Origin of the sequence: Acidimangrovimonas sediminis (assembly GCF_002871005.1) — a bacterium.
GTDB lineage: Bacteria > Pseudomonadota > Alphaproteobacteria > Rhodobacterales > Rhodobacteraceae > Acidimangrovimonas > Acidimangrovimonas sediminis.
On the sequence record NZ_PHSN01000010.1, the window covers coordinates 74,679 to 92,620 of the forward strand.

Annotated in this window: 16 protein-coding genes; 5 read left to right on the forward strand and 11 right to left on the reverse strand. The window is 68.9% G+C overall.

The features are described 5' to 3' along the window. From CVV76_RS10415 to CVV76_RS10425, 3 genes are all read right to left on the reverse strand, one after another. Positions 1–1,530: an ABC transporter substrate-binding protein gene (locus tag CVV76_RS10415; protein WP_102224584.1), complete on the reverse strand. Its 1,530-nt coding sequence runs from the start codon at positions 1,528–1,530 to the stop codon at positions 1–3. A gap of 131 nt (positions 1,531–1,661) precedes the next feature. Then, positions 1,662–3,338: a hydantoinase B/oxoprolinase family protein gene (locus CVV76_RS10420; RefSeq protein ID WP_332888539.1), complete on the reverse strand. Its 1,677-nt coding sequence runs from the start codon at positions 3,336–3,338 to the stop codon at positions 1,662–1,664. Further along, positions 3,338–5,410, reverse strand: coding sequence for a hydantoinase/oxoprolinase family protein (locus CVV76_RS10425; RefSeq protein WP_102224585.1), 2,073 nt, complete (start codon positions 5,408–5,410; stop codon positions 3,338–3,340). Before CVV76_RS10425 ends, CVV76_RS10420 begins: the two co-directional genes overlap by 1 nt. Before the next feature lie 192 nt (positions 5,411–5,602). Here CVV76_RS10425 and CVV76_RS10430 point away from each other — a divergent pair, with 192 nt between their 5' ends. Next, positions 5,603–6,286: a GntR family transcriptional regulator gene (locus CVV76_RS10430; protein ID WP_158243132.1), complete on the forward strand. Its 684-nt coding sequence runs from the start codon at positions 5,603–5,605 to the stop codon at positions 6,284–6,286. Between the two features lie 121 nt (positions 6,287–6,407). Here CVV76_RS10430 and CVV76_RS25190 read toward each other — a convergent pair whose 3' ends face one another. The 6 genes from CVV76_RS25190 to CVV76_RS10455 form a co-directional block, all read right to left on the reverse strand. After that, the gene (locus tag CVV76_RS25190) at positions 6,408–6,584 is read right to left on the reverse strand and encodes a hypothetical protein (protein WP_199178564.1); all 177 of its coding nucleotides are present in this window, start codon (positions 6,582–6,584) and stop codon (positions 6,408–6,410) included. Between the two features lie 145 nt (positions 6,585–6,729). Beyond that, positions 6,730–7,788: a 4-oxalomesaconate tautomerase gene (locus CVV76_RS10435; RefSeq protein WP_102224587.1), complete on the reverse strand. Its 1,059-nt coding sequence runs from the start codon at positions 7,786–7,788 to the stop codon at positions 6,730–6,732. Positions 7,789–7,913: 125 nt separating this feature from the next. Beyond that, on the reverse strand, positions 7,914–8,585 hold the full coding sequence (locus tag CVV76_RS10440; protein WP_102224707.1) for a 4-carboxy-4-hydroxy-2-oxoadipate aldolase/oxaloacetate decarboxylase: 672 nt from the start codon (positions 8,583–8,585) through the stop codon (positions 7,914–7,916). A gap of 10 nt (positions 8,586–8,595) precedes the next feature. Then, positions 8,596–9,549 (reverse strand): VOC family protein, encoded by a 954-nt coding sequence (locus CVV76_RS10445; protein WP_102224588.1) that lies wholly within the window; start codon positions 9,547–9,549, stop codon positions 8,596–8,598. Between the two features lie 25 nt (positions 9,550–9,574). Then, positions 9,575–10,066 carry a cytochrome b gene (locus CVV76_RS10450; protein WP_158243133.1) on the reverse strand — a complete coding sequence of 164 codons (492 nt, stop codon included), beginning with the start codon at positions 10,064–10,066 and terminating at the stop codon, positions 9,575–9,577. Between the two features lie 52 nt (positions 10,067–10,118). Next, a complete protein-coding gene (locus tag CVV76_RS10455) occupies positions 10,119–10,871 on the reverse strand; it encodes a PIG-L deacetylase family protein (RefSeq protein WP_102224590.1) in 753 nt (250 codons plus the stop codon). A 160-nt stretch (positions 10,872–11,031) separates the two neighbouring features. Here CVV76_RS10455 and CVV76_RS10460 point away from each other — a divergent pair, with 160 nt between their 5' ends. Next, positions 11,032–11,913 carry an NAD(P)-dependent oxidoreductase gene (locus tag CVV76_RS10460; protein ID WP_102224591.1) on the forward strand — a complete coding sequence of 294 codons (882 nt, stop codon included), beginning with the start codon at positions 11,032–11,034 and terminating at the stop codon, positions 11,911–11,913. Next, a complete protein-coding gene (locus CVV76_RS10465) occupies positions 11,910–13,079 on the forward strand; it encodes a LysR family transcriptional regulator (RefSeq protein ID WP_102224592.1) in 1,170 nt (389 codons plus the stop codon). Before CVV76_RS10460 ends, CVV76_RS10465 begins: the two co-directional genes overlap by 4 nt. A 79-nt stretch (positions 13,080–13,158) precedes the next feature. Here the strand turns inward: CVV76_RS10465 and CVV76_RS10470 are convergent, their stop codons facing one another. Beyond that, positions 13,159–14,037 (reverse strand): sugar phosphate isomerase/epimerase family protein, encoded by an 879-nt coding sequence (locus tag CVV76_RS10470; protein ID WP_102224593.1) that lies wholly within the window; start codon positions 14,035–14,037, stop codon positions 13,159–13,161. After that, on the reverse strand, positions 14,034–15,710 hold the full coding sequence (locus CVV76_RS10475; protein ID WP_233192801.1) for an FAD-dependent oxidoreductase: 1,677 nt from the start codon (positions 15,708–15,710) through the stop codon (positions 14,034–14,036). Before CVV76_RS10475 ends, CVV76_RS10470 begins: the two co-directional genes overlap by 4 nt. A gap of 112 nt (positions 15,711–15,822) precedes the next feature. On the opposite strand from CVV76_RS10475, the gene CVV76_RS10480 reads away from it, so the two are divergent. Together CVV76_RS10480 and CVV76_RS10485 are read left to right on the forward strand one after the other, a co-directional pair. Continuing rightward, entirely contained in the window at positions 15,823–16,767 is a 945-nt protein-coding gene (locus tag CVV76_RS10480; protein ID WP_102224595.1) for a LysR family transcriptional regulator, read from the forward strand. Between the two features lie 121 nt (positions 16,768–16,888). Next, positions 16,889–17,893, forward strand: coding sequence for a Bug family tripartite tricarboxylate transporter substrate binding protein (locus CVV76_RS10485; protein WP_102224596.1), 1,005 nt, complete (start codon positions 16,889–16,891; stop codon positions 17,891–17,893). The last annotated feature ends 49 nt before the right edge of the window (positions 17,894–17,942 follow it).

Here is a 17,942-nt window from a genome sequence, read left to right on the forward strand (position 1 = left end):
TCAGCCCAGCGCGGTTTCGGAAAGCGTCAGGCCGGAGTAGAAGGTCAGCTGCCCCGGCAGGTTGACGAAGCCCGCCACGTTCTCGGCCAGCCCGTAGCCCTGGCTGCGCGAGCACAGGAACACGGCGGGAACGGTCTTCATCACCTGCGCCTCCATCTCGTGGTAGATCTTCTTGCGGGCGTCCTTGTCAAAGGTCTCGCGGCCCTGCTGGAGCAGCTTGGTGATCTCGGGCGTGGGAAGCTTGTAGCTGCGGTTGAACGAAGGCCCCTGCGAGCCGTCCAGAACCGTGGCAAGGCCATCGGGATCATTCGAATCCGCCGCCGTGCCCATGACGGCGATGTCGTATTCGCCCTTGTTGCCCTTCTCGACCCGGGTCGACCAGTCGGGCAGGTCGAGCTTCACGTTGATGCCGATCATCGAGAGATAGGCCTGCGACACCTCGGCGGTCTGCTGGTGCATGCCGTATTGCGCGGTCGACAGCATGGTGCAGCTGAAGCCGTTCGGATGGCCCGCCTTGGCCAGCAGGTCCTTGGCCTTCTGCATGTCGTATTTCCAGCTGTCGGCAAGGTCGGCGTTGTAATAGGGGCTCGACTTGTCGATCGGCAGGTGATTGAGCGGGGCGCCATGGCCGTAGAAGGCCGCCGCCACCACGTCCGACCGCTTGATCGCGATCGCCACGGCCTGGCGCACCAGCGGGTTGTCGAACGGTGGCTTTGAGCCGTTGAACGTCAGGTACATGAACGGGCCCGGCACGGTGTCGAGCTTCAGCTTGCCGTTCTTCTCGATCCGGTCCATCGCGGCCCAGGGCACGTATTCGATGATGTCGACGTCGCCGGCCTCGAGCGCCGCCACGCGCAGGTTCTCATCGGAATAGACGATCGCGTCGATGCCCTTCACCTTGGGCTCGCCCTGGCGGTAGAACTTGTCGTAGGCGGTCACGCTGATCTTCTGCCCGCGCTCGGCCTTGACGAACTTGAACGGCCCCGCCCCGAGGGTCGAGGTCCGGGGCTCGCCCTTCTTCAGGATCGGCATGTTGTAATGCGCGAACCACACCGGGATCGTCGCGGTGGGCGCCTTGGTCGTCAGTTTGACCGTCAGGTCGTCGGGCGTGTCGATCTTGGTGATCGTGCCCATCTGGCCGCGGTAATAGGCGGTGCTGTCGGGCGCGGCCATCTGCTCGATCGAGTATTTCACGTCGGCCGAGGTGACGGGCGACCCGTCGTGCCAGGTCGCCTTGCGCAGCTTGAAGGTCCAGACGCCGTCCTTGTCGACGTCCCAGCTTTCGGCCAGCTCTCCGGTCAGCTGGCCCTTGTCGTCATAGCCCAGAAGGCCGCGGTGAATCATCAGCTTCACCGTCGCCGCCGCGGTCCCGGTCGAGGCCCACATGTCGAAACTGGGCGGATAAGCGGACAGGCCGAAGCGGAGGGTGCCGCCGGTGGCCGCGCGCAGCGCGCCGGGAGCGGCGAGGACAAGGCCGCCAGTGGCCAGCGAAGCGGCAAGAAAGCCGCGTCTGTTCAATCTGTCAGTCATTTTACCTCTCTCTGTCTGTTGGATCGCTGCGGGCCCTTTGCGGACCTCTCTGCACGTGATCGGGGTGTCTCTTTCCTGCGGGCTCCTGCCCTCCTTGGTTTCCGGGTCCCTCGCGGCCCCCGGCAGTTTCGTCAGGCGCCGCCGGCCGGCGCGAAGGCGATGCCGTCGCGTGCGTCCCGCACCTGTGCCTCGGTGTCGCGCTCTTCCGCCGGGCCGTAGCCGCCGCCGCCGGGCGAGGAGATGGCGAACCATTCGCCCGCGCGCAGCGTGCCGCGGCCCAGGCTGAAGGGCGCCACGCCCGGGCCGAAGACGATGGAGGACTTGCCCCCCGCCCCGCCGCCGCCAAGGCCCCAGCTCGCCGTCTCGAAACGCGAGACGTCCAGCCGGACGACGCAATCCTCGGTCGCGCGGTAGACCCGGCGTAGCCCCATGCCGCCGCGGTATTTCCCCGCGCCGGCCGAGCCGTCGACCAGTTCATAGCGCGTCAGGATCAGGGGATATTCCAGCTCCAGCGCCTCGACCGGCAGGTTCGAGGTGTTGGTCGCATGCACGTGGATCCCGTCCAGCCCGTCGGCCGTCGGACGCGCGCCCCCGCCGCCGCCGATGGTTTCGAGATAGACCCAGAGGTTGCCCTTCTCCGGCCCGTCCTGCCGAACCCCCGAGAAGGTTGCCACCGTGCAGGCAGAGTTGGTGCAGGCGCACACCTTGTCGGGCACCGCACCCGCCAGCGCGCCGAGGATCAGGTCCGATACCCTCTGGCAGGTCTGCACCCGCCCGTTCACCGCGGCCGGATGGGCGCAGTTCAGAACACTCCCCTTCGGCGCCTTTACGTGGATCGGCCGCGACAGGCCGGAATTCGGCAGGATCGTCGGATCGACCACCGATTTCACGATGTAATAGACCGTGGCCAGCAGCGCCGTCTCGGTCATGTTGATCCCCGCCCGCACCTGCGGCGGCGCCTCGAAGGCAAGGGTCACCTCCTCGCCCGCGATGGTGACTTCCACCGCCAGCGGCAAGCTTTCCTCGAGATCAATGGAATCGAAGATGTCTTCGAACCGGTAGGTCCCGTCGGGCAGCGCCGCGATGCCCGCGCGCATCTTGCGTTCGGCGTAATCCAGAAGCTCGTCGCCCGCGGCCAGCACCACTGCCTTGCCGTGCTTGGCGCAGAGATCCTGGAACCGCCGCACCCCCACCCGGTTCGCCGCCATCTGGGCGCGCAGGTCCGACAGCCGCTCGCGCGGGACCTGGCAGTTCAGGAGCACGAGGTCGAGGACGTCCTGCTGCACCTCGCCCGCACGATACAGGCGGATCGGCGGGATTCGCAGCCCCTCCTGATAGATATGCGCATGCCCGCGGTCGGCGAAATCCGAATGGTGCGCCAGGTTCACGGTCCAGGCCGCCAGCTCGCCATCGACGAAGATCGGTTCGGCCAGCACGATGTCGGGAAGGTGCGTGCCGCCGCCGGCATAGGCGTCGTTGCCGATGAACACGTCGCCGGGGCGCAGGCTGTCCACGTCCTTCTCGGCCATGATCTTCGGCACAAACTCGATGAAGGACCCGAGGTGGATCGGGATGTGTTCCGCCTGGCACAGCGTCCGCCCCTCGCGGTCGAAGAGCGCGGTGGAACAGTCGCGCCTCTCCTTGATGTTGGTCGAATAGGACGCGCGCACCAGCGCCTCGCCGGTCTCGTCGACGATCGAGGCGAGGGCCGATCCGATCACCTCCACCGTGATCGGGTCGAGGGCCGTGACCTTGGCCGCGTCCCCGGCCTTGGAAAGCATTGCGGCGGACGGGGTTTCGGGACGCATCAGGGAAGCTCCATGATCAGGTTCTCGAACGGGTCGACGCGGACCTGCACGCCCGGAGGTACGAGGGTGGTGGTGTCCATCTGCTCGACCAGGGCGGGGCCTGCGAATTCCATCCCGGGGGAAAGCCGCTCGCGGTCGTAGATCGGGCTGTCGGTGAAGGCACCGGTCTCGGGATACCAGACCTCGCGGCTGCCCGAGACCGCGCTGGCGGCCTCGGCCGGGCCCAGTGGGCGCTCAGGCAGTTCGGCCTTCTCGACAAGGCCCAGCGCCTCGGCCCGGAAGGTGACGGCGTTGATCGCCTCGCCCTCGGCGGTAAAACCGTACATCCGCTGATGCTCGGCCTCGAAGCGGCGGATCACCTCGGCCAGTGCGTCCGCGTCGAAGTCCCCTTCCGGCACCGGCACGCTCAGCTCGTAGTTCTGGCCCTCGTAGCGGATGTCGATCGACAGGATCAGGCGCCGCGCCGTCTCGGCGATGCCCTCGTCCGCGAACCACTGGTCGGCCTCTGCGGCCACCTCCTCCAGCGCGCCCTGCAGGACGGGGATGTTGTCAGCCGTCAACCGGGTCAGCCGCGTGACGGGGAAGTTCGCGCGCAGGTCGGTGAGCAAAAGGCCCAGCGCGCAGAGCGTGCCGGGGTTGCGCGGCACCAGCACCCGCCGGATGTCCAGCTCCTGCGCCAGCCTGACCGCATGCAGCGGCCCCGCGCCCCCGAAGGCCATCAGCACGTAATCGCGCGGGTCGTACCCCCGCTGGATCGAGATCACGCGGATCGCGCGGGCCATGTTGGCGGTCACGACCGAGATGATCCCCTGCGCCGTCTCCATCGTCCCAAGGCCAAGCCGTCCGGCCATCCGCTCCACCGCCTTGACCGCAAGGTCGCGGTGGACTGCCAGACGCCCGCCAAGGATATGCGTGGGGTTCAGCACCTGCAGAACGATGTTGGCATCGGTCACGGTGGGTTCCTCGTTGCCGCGACCGTAGCAGACCGGGCCCGGATCGGCCCCCGCCGACTGTGGCCCGACCTTGAGGAACCCGCCCGTGTCGATCCAGGCGATGGAGCCGCCGCCCGCGCCGACGGTGTTGATGTCGAGCATCGGCGCCTTGATCGGGTAGCCGTGCACCACCGCCTCGTTGGCCTGGGTCGTCTGCCCCCCGGTCATCAGCGCGACATCCGAGGAGGTGCCGCCCATGTCGAAGGTGATGATGTCGGGGTAGCCAGCAACCGCGCCGATCGCCTCGGCCGCCACCACACCGGTGGAGGGGCCCGAGAGGACGGAGCGCACCGGCGTGCGTGCCGCCGCGTCGAAGCTGGCCACCCCGCCGTTCGATTGCGTCAGGTGCGGCGCGGCGGCAAGCCCGAGGTCAGACAGCCGCACCGACAGCCGGCGGATGTAGCGGTGCATGATCGGCCCGAGGTAGGAATTCACCGTCGCGGTCGAGAGGCGTTCGTATTCGCGGAACTCGGGCGCGATCTCGTGGCTGGCGCAAAGGAAGGCCTCGGGCAGGATCTCCTCGACGATGGCGCGGGCCCGGCGCTCGTGGTCGGGATTGACGAAAGCGTAGAGGAAACAGATCGCCACCGCCTCCACCCCCTCGGCCTTCATCGCCTCGGCGGCGGCGCGCACCGCTGCCTCGTCCAGCGGCACCTCGACCGAGCCGTCGTGCAGCAGGCGCTCGGCCACGCCGAAGCGCAGGTGGCGCGGCACCAGCGTGGCGGGCTTCTCCGCGAAGATGTCATAGAGGCTGGGGCGCTTCTGGCGGCCGATCTCCAAAAGATCGCTGAAGCCCTCGGTGGTGATCAGCCCCACCTTGGCGCCGCGCAGCTGGATCAGCGCGTTGGTCGCGACCGTGGTGCCGTGGCCGAGGTAGGAGATCATCGCGCCGGGGGATTGCGCCGCGCCCACGCCGGCATGTTCGCGCATCCCCTCCTCCACCCCTTGGGCAATGCCGACCGAGGGGTCGGAAGGCGTCGAGGAGACCTTCCAGACCCGAACCTTGCGCTCGGTCTCGTCGAACATGCAAACGTCGGTGAAGGTGCCGCCGCTGTCCACGCCAACGCGCCATTTTCCCATTCGCCGCCCTCCGGAATATCTGTTGGCGGGCCCGCCGCCGTCGCGTATACATGAAACATACGCGCAGTTTCCGCACAGATGAGAAAAAAATTTTGATCGGGGGGAAAGGTTCGTTTTGCCCATGGAATGCACAGAAGATGCAGCCACGCCCAAGCAGCGGGCGCTTCGCGTCCCCCGGTCCCCGTTCCTGCGATGACGAAGGGGGCCCCAGACGATTCCGCCCCCGCCCCGGTGCCGCCCCCCGCGCCGGAAAGCGCGAAGGAACGTGCCTACCGCACCATCCGCACGGGCATCATGACCGGGCGCTTCCCCGCCGGCAGCTTTATCGAGGAGGCGCAGGTCTGCGCCCTTGCGCAGGTCTCTCGCACGCCGGTCCGCGAGGCGCTGAACCGACTATCGGCAGAGGGGGTGATCGAGCAGCTGCCGCGGCGCGGGGCGATGGTGCGCCATGTCACCGCGCGCGAACTGGCCGAACTTTACGAGGTGCGCAAGCTGATCGAGGGGCAGGCCCTTGCCCTGCTCTGCGCCGCACGGCAGGGGGCGCCGGCCCGGATGCACGTCCTCGCGCAGGAGATGGGCGAGGTTCCGGATACGGAGGTGCTGCGCCATGTCGAACTCAACCGCGACTTCCACCACGCGATGGTCGAGGCAGCGGGCAATGCGGTGATGACGCGGATCTACGCCGATCTGCACCTGTCGGTGCTGCGGGTCGCGCTCTCCGCCCTGTCGCTGGACCGGGAGCGCAGCGGGACGATCCAGGCGGAACACCGCGCGATTCTTGATGCGCTCGACGCGCATGACGCGGAGACGGGACGCGCGATCCTTGAAAAGCACCTCGCCCCAATCCCGCAGCTGGTCGCCCGGCTGCCGCACTGAGCGACGCGAGGCGACCGAAGGGCCCGAGGGCCGGTCTGCACTGCGGCCTGTACTACGGCCTGCACCGCGGTCCCGCGCCACGTAACCCGCGCGGAAACCGCAGATCCACGCGGAGCGCGGGTTACTTCGTCAGGATCCCGGCGCCCGCGCCGAGTGCCGCGCCCGCCGCGGCGTCGTTCCCGGTCAGGGCCGCCGCACCAGCACCAAGCGCCGCACCGGACACGCCGCGCGACGCGTAGGTATCGCCACAGCCGGCGAGGGCCACCACGGCCGCGAATGCCAGAAAACCAAAGCGCATTTTCATATCTTTCTCCATCACTGGGCCATCGGAGGGGCGGTCTGCACCGCATATCGCCGCGACCATGTATCCGGAGAACGCGCGCGGCCCCAAAAAGATCCGACCATCGGCGGCGGACCGCAAGGCCCCCCGGGCCCGGCCCCCACTACCCCCGCGGGAAGACCCGCCCGTCCATGAGCTTGCGCGCCGTGCGCAGCGTCCCGGCCCCCGTCACCCGTCCCTCCGCGTCCCGCGCGATCAGGACCTCGGCGGCGCCACTGGGATGTTCGATTCTGTATCGGCCGTCAGGTGGCAGCATGGCGACCCCGGCCGCGGGCGATCCCGGCAAGGTGCAGGCCGTGGCCACCGAGACCGCCGCGAAGACGCCGATGGAGGCATGCACACGATGGGGGATCAGGCTCAGCGTGGCGACCGTTCCACCGTCGCGCGGCGCAGAGACCAGCGTCATCTTGGGTACCGATTTCCCGGCCACGTCGCCAAGGTTCATGAGCGGGCCGCATTGCAGCCGGATCGCCTCGATCCGCGCCTTGACGTCCGTCATCGCCTCGAATTCCTCGCGGCTTTCGGCCCCCGTCAACCCAAAGTCCGAGGCCAGCAACACCACGCAGGGCATGCCGTTGTCGATCAGCGTGCAGGCGACGCCGTCCACCTCGTCCACCGCGTTGCCCGAGGGCAGCAGCGCGCCGCACATCGACCCTTCCAGCCCCTGGAACATCAGCGGCACCGGCGCGGCCGTTCCCGGCACCCCGTCGATCGCGGCCTCGCCGCTGTAGCTCACCCGTCCGCCCGGCGTTCGCACCGTGGCAACGGCGATCTCTCCGGTGTTGAGCATGTGGATCCGTACCGGCGTCTCGCCCTCCCGCGCCGGGACCAGCCCGCGTTCGATCGCGGCGGGGCCGACACCGGCGAGGATGTTGCCGCAGGCCTGCGCATCCGACACCAGCGCCTGGTCGACGAAGACCTGCAGGAAAAGGTAATCCACATCGGCGTCGTCGCGGCTGGGTGGCGACAGGATCGCGACCTTGGAGGTCAGCGGGTCCGCGCCGCCGATCCCGTCGATCTGGCGCGGATCGGGCGCGCCCATGATCGCCAGCAGAAGCGGGTCGATCGCCTCTCGCCCTGCGGGAAGGTCGGAGGCCAGGAAATACGCCCCCTTGGAGGTTCCGCCCCGCATCCACAGGCAGGGAATGCCGTCGTCGCTCATCTCCGTGTCTCCCCGTGTCTGAGTTCGCCCGTGTCTGAGTTCGCCCGGGCCGGTGTTCCCCGGTGTACATGTGCCCCGGTGCCGGTGTTCCCCGATATCTGCCTTCCCCCGCCCTCCCCAGACGCTCAGACGTACTTCAGGCCCTTCTCTGCCAGCCGCGGCCGCATGTCGTAGAGGTCGAGGCCCAGCTCGCCCGAGGCCAGGCGCTTGCGCTTCATCTCCTCGTTCGCCGTCCGTGCCCGCGCCGCGGCCAGCACCTCTTCCGCCTCGGCGCATCTGACGACGCAGACCCCATCGTCGTCGGCCACGATCACGTCGCCCGCCTCGATCGCCTGCCCGGCGCAGACGATGGGCACGTTGACCGATCCCAGCGTCTCCTTGACCGTGCCCTGCGCAGAGATCGCCCGGGACCAGACCGGAAAGCCCATCTCGGTCAGGTCGCGGATGTCGCGGCAGCCGGCGTCGATGATCAGCCCCTTGCAACCCCGCGCCATGGCCGAGGTTGCCAGAAGATCGCCGAAATAGCCGTTGTCGCAGGGCGAGGTCGGCGCAAGGACGAGGATATCGCCCTCCTGCACCTGCTCGATCGCGACATGCAGCATCCAGTTGTCGCCGGGGGCCGCGCTGATGGTGACGGCCGAGCCGGCAATGCGCGCGCCGGAATAGATCGGGCGCATGCTGGCGGCAAGGCAGCCGCGGCGGCCCTGCGCCTCGTGCACCGTGGCGACGCCGGCCTCGGCGAGGCCTGCGATGACCTCCGGGGTGGCGCGCGGAATGTTCTGAACGACGACGGGCATCATCTGCCTCCTATGTCTTCACCGGCGGTGTGCCGTGCGTGTGGAATGTCTCGATGGTCTTCAGCCCCCAGGCCTGGCCCTTCCTGCGGTCCGCCTCGGTCCAGCAGATCGGCTCCCAGTCGGGGGCGAGGATCAGCCGCGCACCCGAATTCGCAAGTTCCACACGGTTGCCCGCGGGCTCCCAGACATAGAGGAAGAAGGTGCCCTGGATCGCGTGCTTGTGCGGCCCGGTCTCGATATGCACGCCGTTCTGCAGGAAGATATCGGCGGCGCGCAGGATGTCCTCGCGCTGGTCCGTGGCGTAGGTGACATGGTGCAGCCGGCCATCGCCGCCGCCGTGCTCCTCGGTGCAGGCAAGGTCATAGGTCTTGTTGTTGACCGTGAACCAGCAGCCGCCGATCCGCCCGTTGTCGAGCTGGATATATTCCGTCACGCGGGCGCCCAGGCAGATCGCCATGAAGCGGCGGAACTCGGTCACGTCGGCGGCCAGCAGGTTCAGGTGGTCGATGCGCCGCGGCGCGGCCCCGGTGAAGGCCGAGGCCGTGTTCTTCAGCGCCGCGCGCTCGGCCGCTTCCTGCGGTTCCCACCAGTTCGTGTCGTAATAGAGCTCGAAGACATGGCCGAACGGATCCTCGAACCGGAAGGCGCGGCCATGGCTGGCGTCGCCGTCGACCCAGCCATGCACCGTGTAACCCGAGGCCTCGATCACGGCGACACGCCGGGCCAGCGCCTCGGGCGAGGCCGCGCGATAGCCGATATGGGCAACGCCCGTCGTCCCGGCCCGCGTGAGCTTCAGCGTGGCGTATTCGTAATCGTCCCAGGCCCGCAGGTAGGCGCTGTTCCCGTCCTCGCTGCTCAGCTTCAGGCCATAGACGCGGGTGAAGAAGTCCAGGCTTTCATCATACTTGTCGGTGAGCATCTCGACATGGCCGAGATGCGCGATATCAAAACTTCTTTCGCTCATTCCTCCCCCCTATTTGAGCGCCCGGTCAGATCATCCGGCCGAGCAGATTGGTTCTCCAGACCAGGTGGTGCACCGCCACGGCCGCCACGTGCAGTCCCGCCAGGACCAGCAGCGCGTCGGACAGCAGCTTGTGCACGTCGGTCAGCGGATCGTATTTGCCGAACCACGAGATCAGCCCGGTCAGCGGCAGCGCGAAGAGAAGCAGGTACAGCAGCCCATGCGTAACCTTCGCCAGCATCGAGAAGAGCGCGGGTTCGTCGTCGGGCGCAGCCGGGGCACCATGGGTAGCGCGCAGGGCGACACGCCAGATCGCCAGCAGCAGGATGACCGTGCCGATCAGGAGGTGGGCGATCGACGTCGTCGTCCAGGCCCCCGTTTTGCCATCTGCATAGGCGTGGAAATACCTCCCCATCCCGCCGTCGAAGACGAATTCCTGCAAGATAAGTAGGACCACCACGGTCCAGTGCAGAATCTTCTGGGCAGGGGAAAAGGCGGCGGCGGGTTTGGACAGGGCCATCTGGGCGTCTCCGTGAGGTGGGCATGACCGCCGGACTGGCGGCAGGCCCAGCTTAGAGTTCATCCACCGTCCTGGGAAAGATCGACTGGAAGCCCTCGGCGAATTTACAGTCACGCCCGCCGGACTGCCCGCCAGAATTGCGCTTGAAATGGTTGGCGCGCTGCTGCGCCACGCGGGTGTAATATTCCCACAGGTGGATCTGGCCGTTCATCGCCTCCATCGCGGCGCGCTTCTTGTCCCAGACCGGCGTGATGTCGAGGAAGGTGTCGGGCTTCCACCCCATCTGTTCGGTCTGGTGCGGCTCGAACAGGTAGAGCTGCGGCGCGCCCAGCACCTTTTCGCCCGGGTTGTGGCCCCAGGCCTGGGCGATCATCCGGCATTCCAGCGCGACCTGCGTGGCGTACATGTGGTCGGTGTTGTAGGGGTCGTACTGGCTGTGGCTGAGCATGAAGCGCGGCTGTACCTTGCGGATCAAGTCGACCAGGCGGGTCTTGTCCTCGCGGCCAAGCTCCAGCGGGTAGTCGCCTAGGTCGAAGCTCACCAGGTCATGCACACCGAGCGCCTGCGCCGCGGCCTCGGCCTCGCCGCGGCGGATGTCCTTGACCTCCTGCAGCGACTTGCCTTCCTTCCACAGCCGCGCGCTCTCGCCGCGCTCGCCGAACGACAGGCAGACGACGGTGACCTCGTACCCCATCTCGGCATGCAGCGCGATCGCCCCGCCGCACCGCCAGACGAAATCGGCGGCATGGGCGGAAATGACCAGCGCGGTCTTGGGGGCGGTCTTCTGGGTGGTGGCGTCGGACATGGTGCATCCCTTCTCGTGTTGCGCCGAATAGGTACCCGCTCGCCCCGTTCTTGCAATTCAGAAACCCCGCCGGATACATAAGTTCTGGCTATAGAGGGTTGGAATGCGCCGCGGCGCGCGCGATGCTCCCGCAACATTCGGCAACGGGGAGGAGCCTGCAATGTCCAGCAATCTGACGGGGCGCGACATCGGGTTCGCGGGGTTCGGCGAAGCCGCGTCGGCCTTTGCCCGAGGATGGGGCGGCGAGGTCTGCACCCGGGTCGCGGCCTATGACCTGAAGCTTGAGGATCCCGCGCAGGCGGCCGAGGTCAGCACCCGCGCGGAGGGGTTCAGCGTGGCCCCGGCCCCCAGGGCCGAGGTGCTTCGGCAGGCGCGCGCGGTGTTCTGCCTCGTGACCGCCGACGAGGCGGCGAAGGCGGCCGAGGAGGCCGCGCCCCTGATCGTGCAAGGCACGCTCTGGCTCGACGGCAATTCCGTGGCGCCAGAGACCAAGGCCCGCGCGGCCCGGGCACTGGGGCAAGCGGGCGCCGATTACGTCGACATGGCGATCATGGCTCCGGTCCATCCCCGTCTGCACAAGGTCCCGCTTCTGATCTCCGGCCCCGGGGCGGCGCGCGCCCTGCCGCTCCTTGAAAGCCTCGGGATGGAGGCGCGGATGATCGACGACAGGGTGGGCAGCGCCTCGGCGATCAAGATGATCCGCTCGGTCATGATCAAGGGCACCGAGGCGCTCTTTGCCGAATGTCTGCTCGCCGCGCGGCGCGCCGGGGTCGAGGGGGAGGTGATCGGCTCGCTCGCCGCCTCGAATCCGGAAACCGACTGGCCGCGCCGGGGCGCCTACAACCTGGAACGGATGATGGTGCATGGCGGGCGCCGCGCGGCGGAGATGCGCGAGGTGGCCAAGACGGTCGCGGGCCTCGGCCTGTCGCCGGGACTGTCCAGCGCCGCGGCCGACTGGCAGGCACGGATCGGCGCGCTGGGGCTTGAGCCGGGCGCGGAAGATCTCGCCGCGCGGCTCGACGCCGTGCTGGCGGCGCTGTGATCGGCGCGAACCTGCGTCACCTGCGGGTCTTTCTCGCGGTGGCCGAGGGCGGATCGGTGACCCGGGCCGCGGCGCTGTCCTACCTGTCACAGCCCGCCGTCACGCAGGCAATCGCCAAGCTCGAGGGGCAGACCGGCGGCCCGCTGTTCCTGCGCAACCCGCAGGGCTTCTTTCCCACCGAGGCCGGCGAGGTGCTGCGCCGGCGGGCGGTCCGGGCCTTCGCCCTGCTCGACCCCGCCCTGACCGAGATCGCGCCGCGCCTGCCCCGGATCGCCTCCCGGCCCCAGCTGCGCGCCCTCGTCGCGGTGACCGAGGCGCAGAATTTCACCCTTGCCGCGCGCGCACTCGCGATCTCGCAGCCGACGGTGCACCGCGCCATTGCCCAGCTGGAACGCGAGGCCCCCCAACCGCTGTTCCGCCGCTCCCCGCTGGGGGTGATGCCCACCCGCGCCTGCACCGCGCTGGCCCGGGCCGCGCGGCTGGCCTTTGCCGAGCTCGACCAGGCGGATGCGGAGCTGGGCGAACTTGCCGGGCGCGAGGTCGGCCGGATCGCCATAGGCGCCACGCCGCTGGCCCGGTCGCACATCCTGCCCCGCGCGCTGGCCGCGTTCCGGGCCCGGCGCCCGCGGCTGGAGATCCGGGTGCTCGACGGCCCCTACGCCACCTTGCTGGCGGCTCTCAGGCGGGGCGATATCGATTTCATGGTCGGCGCCCTGCGCGACCCCGCCCCGATCGACGACGTGGTGCAGGAGCGGGTCTTCGAGGACCGGCTGGTGATCCTCGCCGGCGCAGGGCATCCGCTCATGTCCGGCAGGCCCGATGTCGCGCAGCTGGCCGGGTATCCCTGGCTCGTCACCCGGGAAAACACCCCGGCCCGCAACCAGTTCAACGCGATGTTCGATGCGGCCGGCGTGGCGCCACCCACCGGGGTGATCGAGACCGGATCGGTCATCCTGATGCGCGAGATGGTGCAGGACGGCCGCCACCTTGCCTGCGTCTCGCGCCTGCAGGCGATCGGCGAGATCGGGCGCGGCATGGTGCAGGCGCTGGACATGACCGTGCCGGGCCCGTCGCGTCCGATCGGCCTGACCTTTCGCGAAGGCTGGCAGCCGACCCCGGCGCAGGCCCAGATCCTCGACGACGTGCGCGCGGTCGAGGGGGAGTGAACTGGCCCCGGTCCCCGTCCCCGCCCCGATCCCCGTCCCGGCCCGTGCATCGCCGCCCGCGCGGCCCTGCCCCCGAGGCCTAGGTCGCGGCCCGCGCGGCACACCCGGCCAGAAGATCGACCGTCGCCCGATGCAGATCGCGCAGCACCTCCACGGCGTCGCGCCCGGCGGTACGGGCCTGCGGCACCTCGAGGCCCAGCGGCACCCCGGCGGGCAGCGCCGCAAGGATCGCCGCCAGGTCGATCTGCCCCCGGCCCGGCGGCAGGCGATCCTCGCGCGCGGTGTGCAACAATTGCGCCTCCGTGTAGGGCGGGTGGACCGGGGCGTCGCACAGATGGGCGAAGGGCAGCCGCGCGGGATCCCGCGTCGCCAGATCCGCGAGATCCGCAAGCCGAGACCCCGAGCGGTCGAAATGCAGGCTGTCGACGAGGATCCCGATCCCCGGCGCAGACCCCGGCGCAGACCCGGGCTCGAAACCTGGTCCGGCTGCCTGCACGACGGCGGAGCAGGTGGCGAGATCGGGGACCGACGTCCAGGGGAAGAATTCCAGCACCGTCGCGATGCCGCGCTGCGCCGCCGCCGCGCCCAGCTCTGCCAGGCGATCGGCAAGACGGGTGTGATCGTCGTCGTAAGGCGCGGTAATCAGGTGGCCGGCGCCCAGCTCCGCCCCCGCGTCCAGCATCGGCAACAGCGCCTCGACCCGCGTGTCGGGGGTGATCCTGACGAACTCGATATCGTTCACGCCGATCCCGGTGGCGGCCAGCGCCGCGCGGGTGGCGCGCAGCATCGCCGGGTCGTCCATCAGCGGGTAGCCGGGGCTGTCGTCGGTCACCCGCAGAAGCCGCAGGCCGACCGCGTCGAACCCGGCGCTGGCCGCCGCTTCGATCAGCGCCGGCGGCGGCAGGTTGATTGCCGACAGGTGGGCCAGCGACAGGCGGGGGAAAGGGGCGCGCGTCATGGGGTTTCTCCGGTGGCGGCATGGCGGCCCGCGATGAACCCGAAGGTCAGCGCCGGACCAAGGTTGATGCCCCCCGCCGGGTAGAATCCGCCGAAGACGCTGGCCGCGTCAGTGCCGGCGGCATAGAGACCCGGGATCGGCGCGCCGCCCGCGTCCAGCACCCGTGCCGCGGCGTCGGTGGCAAGGCCCGCGAAGGTGCCGAAGCTTCCGGGCACCACCTCCACCGCGAAGAAAGGCGCGCGCAGGATCGGCGCGACGCAGGGGTTCGGCGTCACCTCCGGGTCGCCCTGCAAGCGCATGTAGGGCGTGGTGCCGCGGCAGAAGGCCGGGTCTTCCCCCCGCGCCGCAGCCGCGTTCCACGCGGCCACCGTAGCGACAAGGCCCGCCGGGTCGATCCCGCAGGCACGGGCGAGGTCCTCGATGCTGCGCCCGGTCTTGAGGTAGCCGCGGCGCACCCATTGGCGCCAGGGCACCGGCGCAGGGCGCACCACGCCCAGACCGTAGCGCCGCAGGAACCGCAGGTCGCACACCAGCCACGAGCGCGCGCGCTGCCCCTCGGGCACGGCGGCGAGCATTTCATTGACGTAATCGTGGTAGCCCAGCCCCTCATTGCAGAAGCGCCGCCCGTCGGCCAGCACGCCGATCACCCCGGGTTTGCCGCGGTCGATGATGTGGGGGAATGGCGCGACCCGCCCGTCGGGCCAGCGCACGGTCGAGACTGGGCAGAAGGCGGCGGGGCGCGCGACCGACAGGTCGACATGCCCGCCCACCGCCTCGGCCAGCCGGGCGCCGTTGCCCGCAGCCTCGGGCACGGCGAGGGTGCGGTGCTCGGCATTGCGGGGGAAGCTTTCGGCGCGGCGGGCCGCGTCATGGGGATAGCCGCCGCTGGCCAGCACGACGCCCGCGCCCGCCATCAGGACGCTGCCGTCGGCCAGCCGCACGCCCGCGACGCGCCCGGCCCGGCGCTCCAGCGCGGTCACCTCAACCCCGGTGCGGAACGCGACCCCGAGATCGAGGGCCGAGCGCATCAGCCGCGCGACCAGCGCGTTGCCGTTACGCAGATCCATCCCGCGGCCGTGCAGCGCAAGGTCGCGCATGTGGCGCAACACCCGCCCCGTAGCATGGGCGAAGGACCGGGCCGAGCGCGTCATGGTCATGAAGGCGCGCAGGTCCGCACCGGACTGGATCGTCATGCCGAGGAACGTCGTCTCCCGCACCGGCTTGCGCAGCAGCCGGATATCGCGCCCGAGCTTGCGCCCGTCGAAGGGTTTCGCGATGACCGAACGCCCACCCTGCCCCGCGCCAGGCAGGTGGCCGTAGGTGTCGGGGATGGCCAGCCCGCCCTCGAACTGCAGTGCGGTCCGTTCCTCGAAGAATCCGACCATCTGAGGGGCGGCACGCAGAAAGGCCCCGACCCGGGCCGCGTCGAGATGATTGCCGAGAACTGCCTCGAGGTAGCGACGCGGGGCGCCCGGATCCTCGTCGATCCCGGTTCGGGCGCAGACCGGATTGCCCGGCGCCCAGATCCAGCCGCCCGACCAGGCGGTGGTGCCGCCGATCGTGCCGGCCCTCTCGATCACAACGACGTCGAGGCCATGCGCTGCGGCCGTCACCGCCGCGGCCAACCCCGCCGCCCCCGACCCGACGACGATAAGATCGCGATCGCCCGTCACCTTCGCCTCCCTCGCTTGGGCTCGACCATTGGGGATGGCTCGCCATAACGTCAATAATGGAATAGACTTCCATCGTAACATGACGTTAATCAAAATTCGGGGGAGGCACCGCATGAAGGAAATCACGCTCCGGCAGGTGGAGGTGATCCGCGCCGTGATGCTGCGCGGCACGATCAGCGGCGCGGCGGAGCATCTGGGTGTGTCGGCCCCGGGGATCAGCCGGCTGGTCAAACATACCGAGGAATCGCTGGGCATCCGGCTGTTCGAGCGCCGCGCCGGTCTGTTCGTGCCCTCGGTCGAGGCCGGGCCGGTCTTCGACCAGATTCGCGAGGTCTACAAGGGGGTGGAGAACCTACAGCTCGCGCTTGACTCGCTCCAGAAGGGAGAGGACGTGCGGCTTGCCTTCGCCTCCGCGCCCTCGGTTGCGCAGTTCATCGCGGCCCGGGCGATCCGCGCGATGCGGACCCGCTATCCCGACCTCTTCATCGACCTCAACATTCTGAAGATCGAGGAGACAACCGACTACCTGCTCCTGGAACGTGGCGAGTTTGTCATCATGAGCTCGCCGATCCGCAACCCAGGGATCGAGAACGAGGCCCTGGCCCATGGCAAGATCGTCGCGATCCTGCCCGAGGGGCACCGGCTGGCGGGGCGCGACACCGTGTCGGTGCACGACCTGGCGGGGGAGCCGCTGATCGGCGTCGACCCGTCAGACCCCTATGGCAGCATCGTCGCCCGGCCGTTCCGCGACGCCGGGCTGCCGCTGCGCCAGTCGATGCGCGGGCGCTTCGCCCAGACCGTCGTCAGTCTGGTCCGCCACGGCCTCGGCGTTGCGCTGATCGACGAATTCTCGGTGGCCGAGGTCTACATGCCCGGCCTCGTCCGGGTGCCGCTGGCCGAGGAGGCGCCGATCACCATCTACGTCGTGTCGAAGAAGGGCCGCAGCCTGTCGAACTTCGCCGAATTCGGCATCCGCCAGTTCCGCAGGGAGCTGGCCGAGGCGCACAAACACTGGACGCGCCCCGGGAGCCCGGCTTCGGGGGAGCGGGAAGCCTGAAATTAACGTAAAGTTAATTGATGATCACATTTGATATTTGGAGTTACGTTCGTTTTGCTGCACCTTTCATACCCGACGGGCGGACAGGAGGGTCTGCCCGGAACGGATTTGGGAGGACGACATGAAAAGCATTCTGGTCAGCGCCGTTGCGGCGCTTGCGCTGAGCACCGTCGCGGTCTCGGCGAAGGACTACCCCTCGAAGGAAATTCAGGGCGTGATCCAGTGGGGCGCAGGCGGCTCGACCGACACCGTGATGCGCTCGGTCACCCCGCACGCCGAGAAGACGCTCGGCGGCACCGTCGTGATGCAGAACATGACCGGCGGCGTGGGCGCGATCGCGCTGAACTTTGTCACGGGCAAGCCGGCCGACGGCTACACCCTGCTGATGGGCGCGGAAAACCCGCTGCTATACAAGGTGATGGGCCTGGGTCGCAAGGATTACAGCGACTTCACCCCGATCGACATCCTGGCCCGCGGCACCGCAATTCTGGTCGCCCGCCCCGGCCTGCCCTTCGACGATTACAAGGGCATGATCGCGTATATCAAGGCGCATCCGGGCGAGCTTCGCATCGGCGCGACCGGGCCGGGCGGCCTGCCCTCGGTCGTGACCGCTATGATGAACAACGTCGAAGGCAAGCTGAACGTGATCTCGGTGCCCTATGACGGCGATGGCCCGGCGCTGACCGCGCTGCAGGGCGGCGCGATCGACGTGATGCCGGCGGTTCTGGGCGCCGCGATCGAAAGCATCAAGGCCGGCAAGATGAAGCCGCTCGCGATCTTCGAGAAGCAGCCCAACCACCTGCTGCCGAAGGTGCCCACCATCACCTCGTTCAACGAGGCCTATGCCAAGTACCTGCCGTGGGGCCCGTTCTTCGGCGTCTTCGTCAAGAAGGGCACGCCGAGCGACGTGGTGGCCAAGCTTTCGGCCGCCTACAAGGCCGGCGCCGAGACGGCAGATTTCAACAAGCTGATGGATGGCCGCGGCTATACCGTGATGAACATCTCGGGCAAGGCGGCGCAGGACTTCCTCACCAAGTGGCAGTCGAACACCACCTGGCTTCTTCAGGACGCGGGCCTGACCAAGACCTCGCCCGCGAAATTCGGGATCGCCAAGCCCGGCAAGTGATCGGCGCCGGGACGGCCACGGGGCCGTCCTCCAGAACGACCCGGCGCCG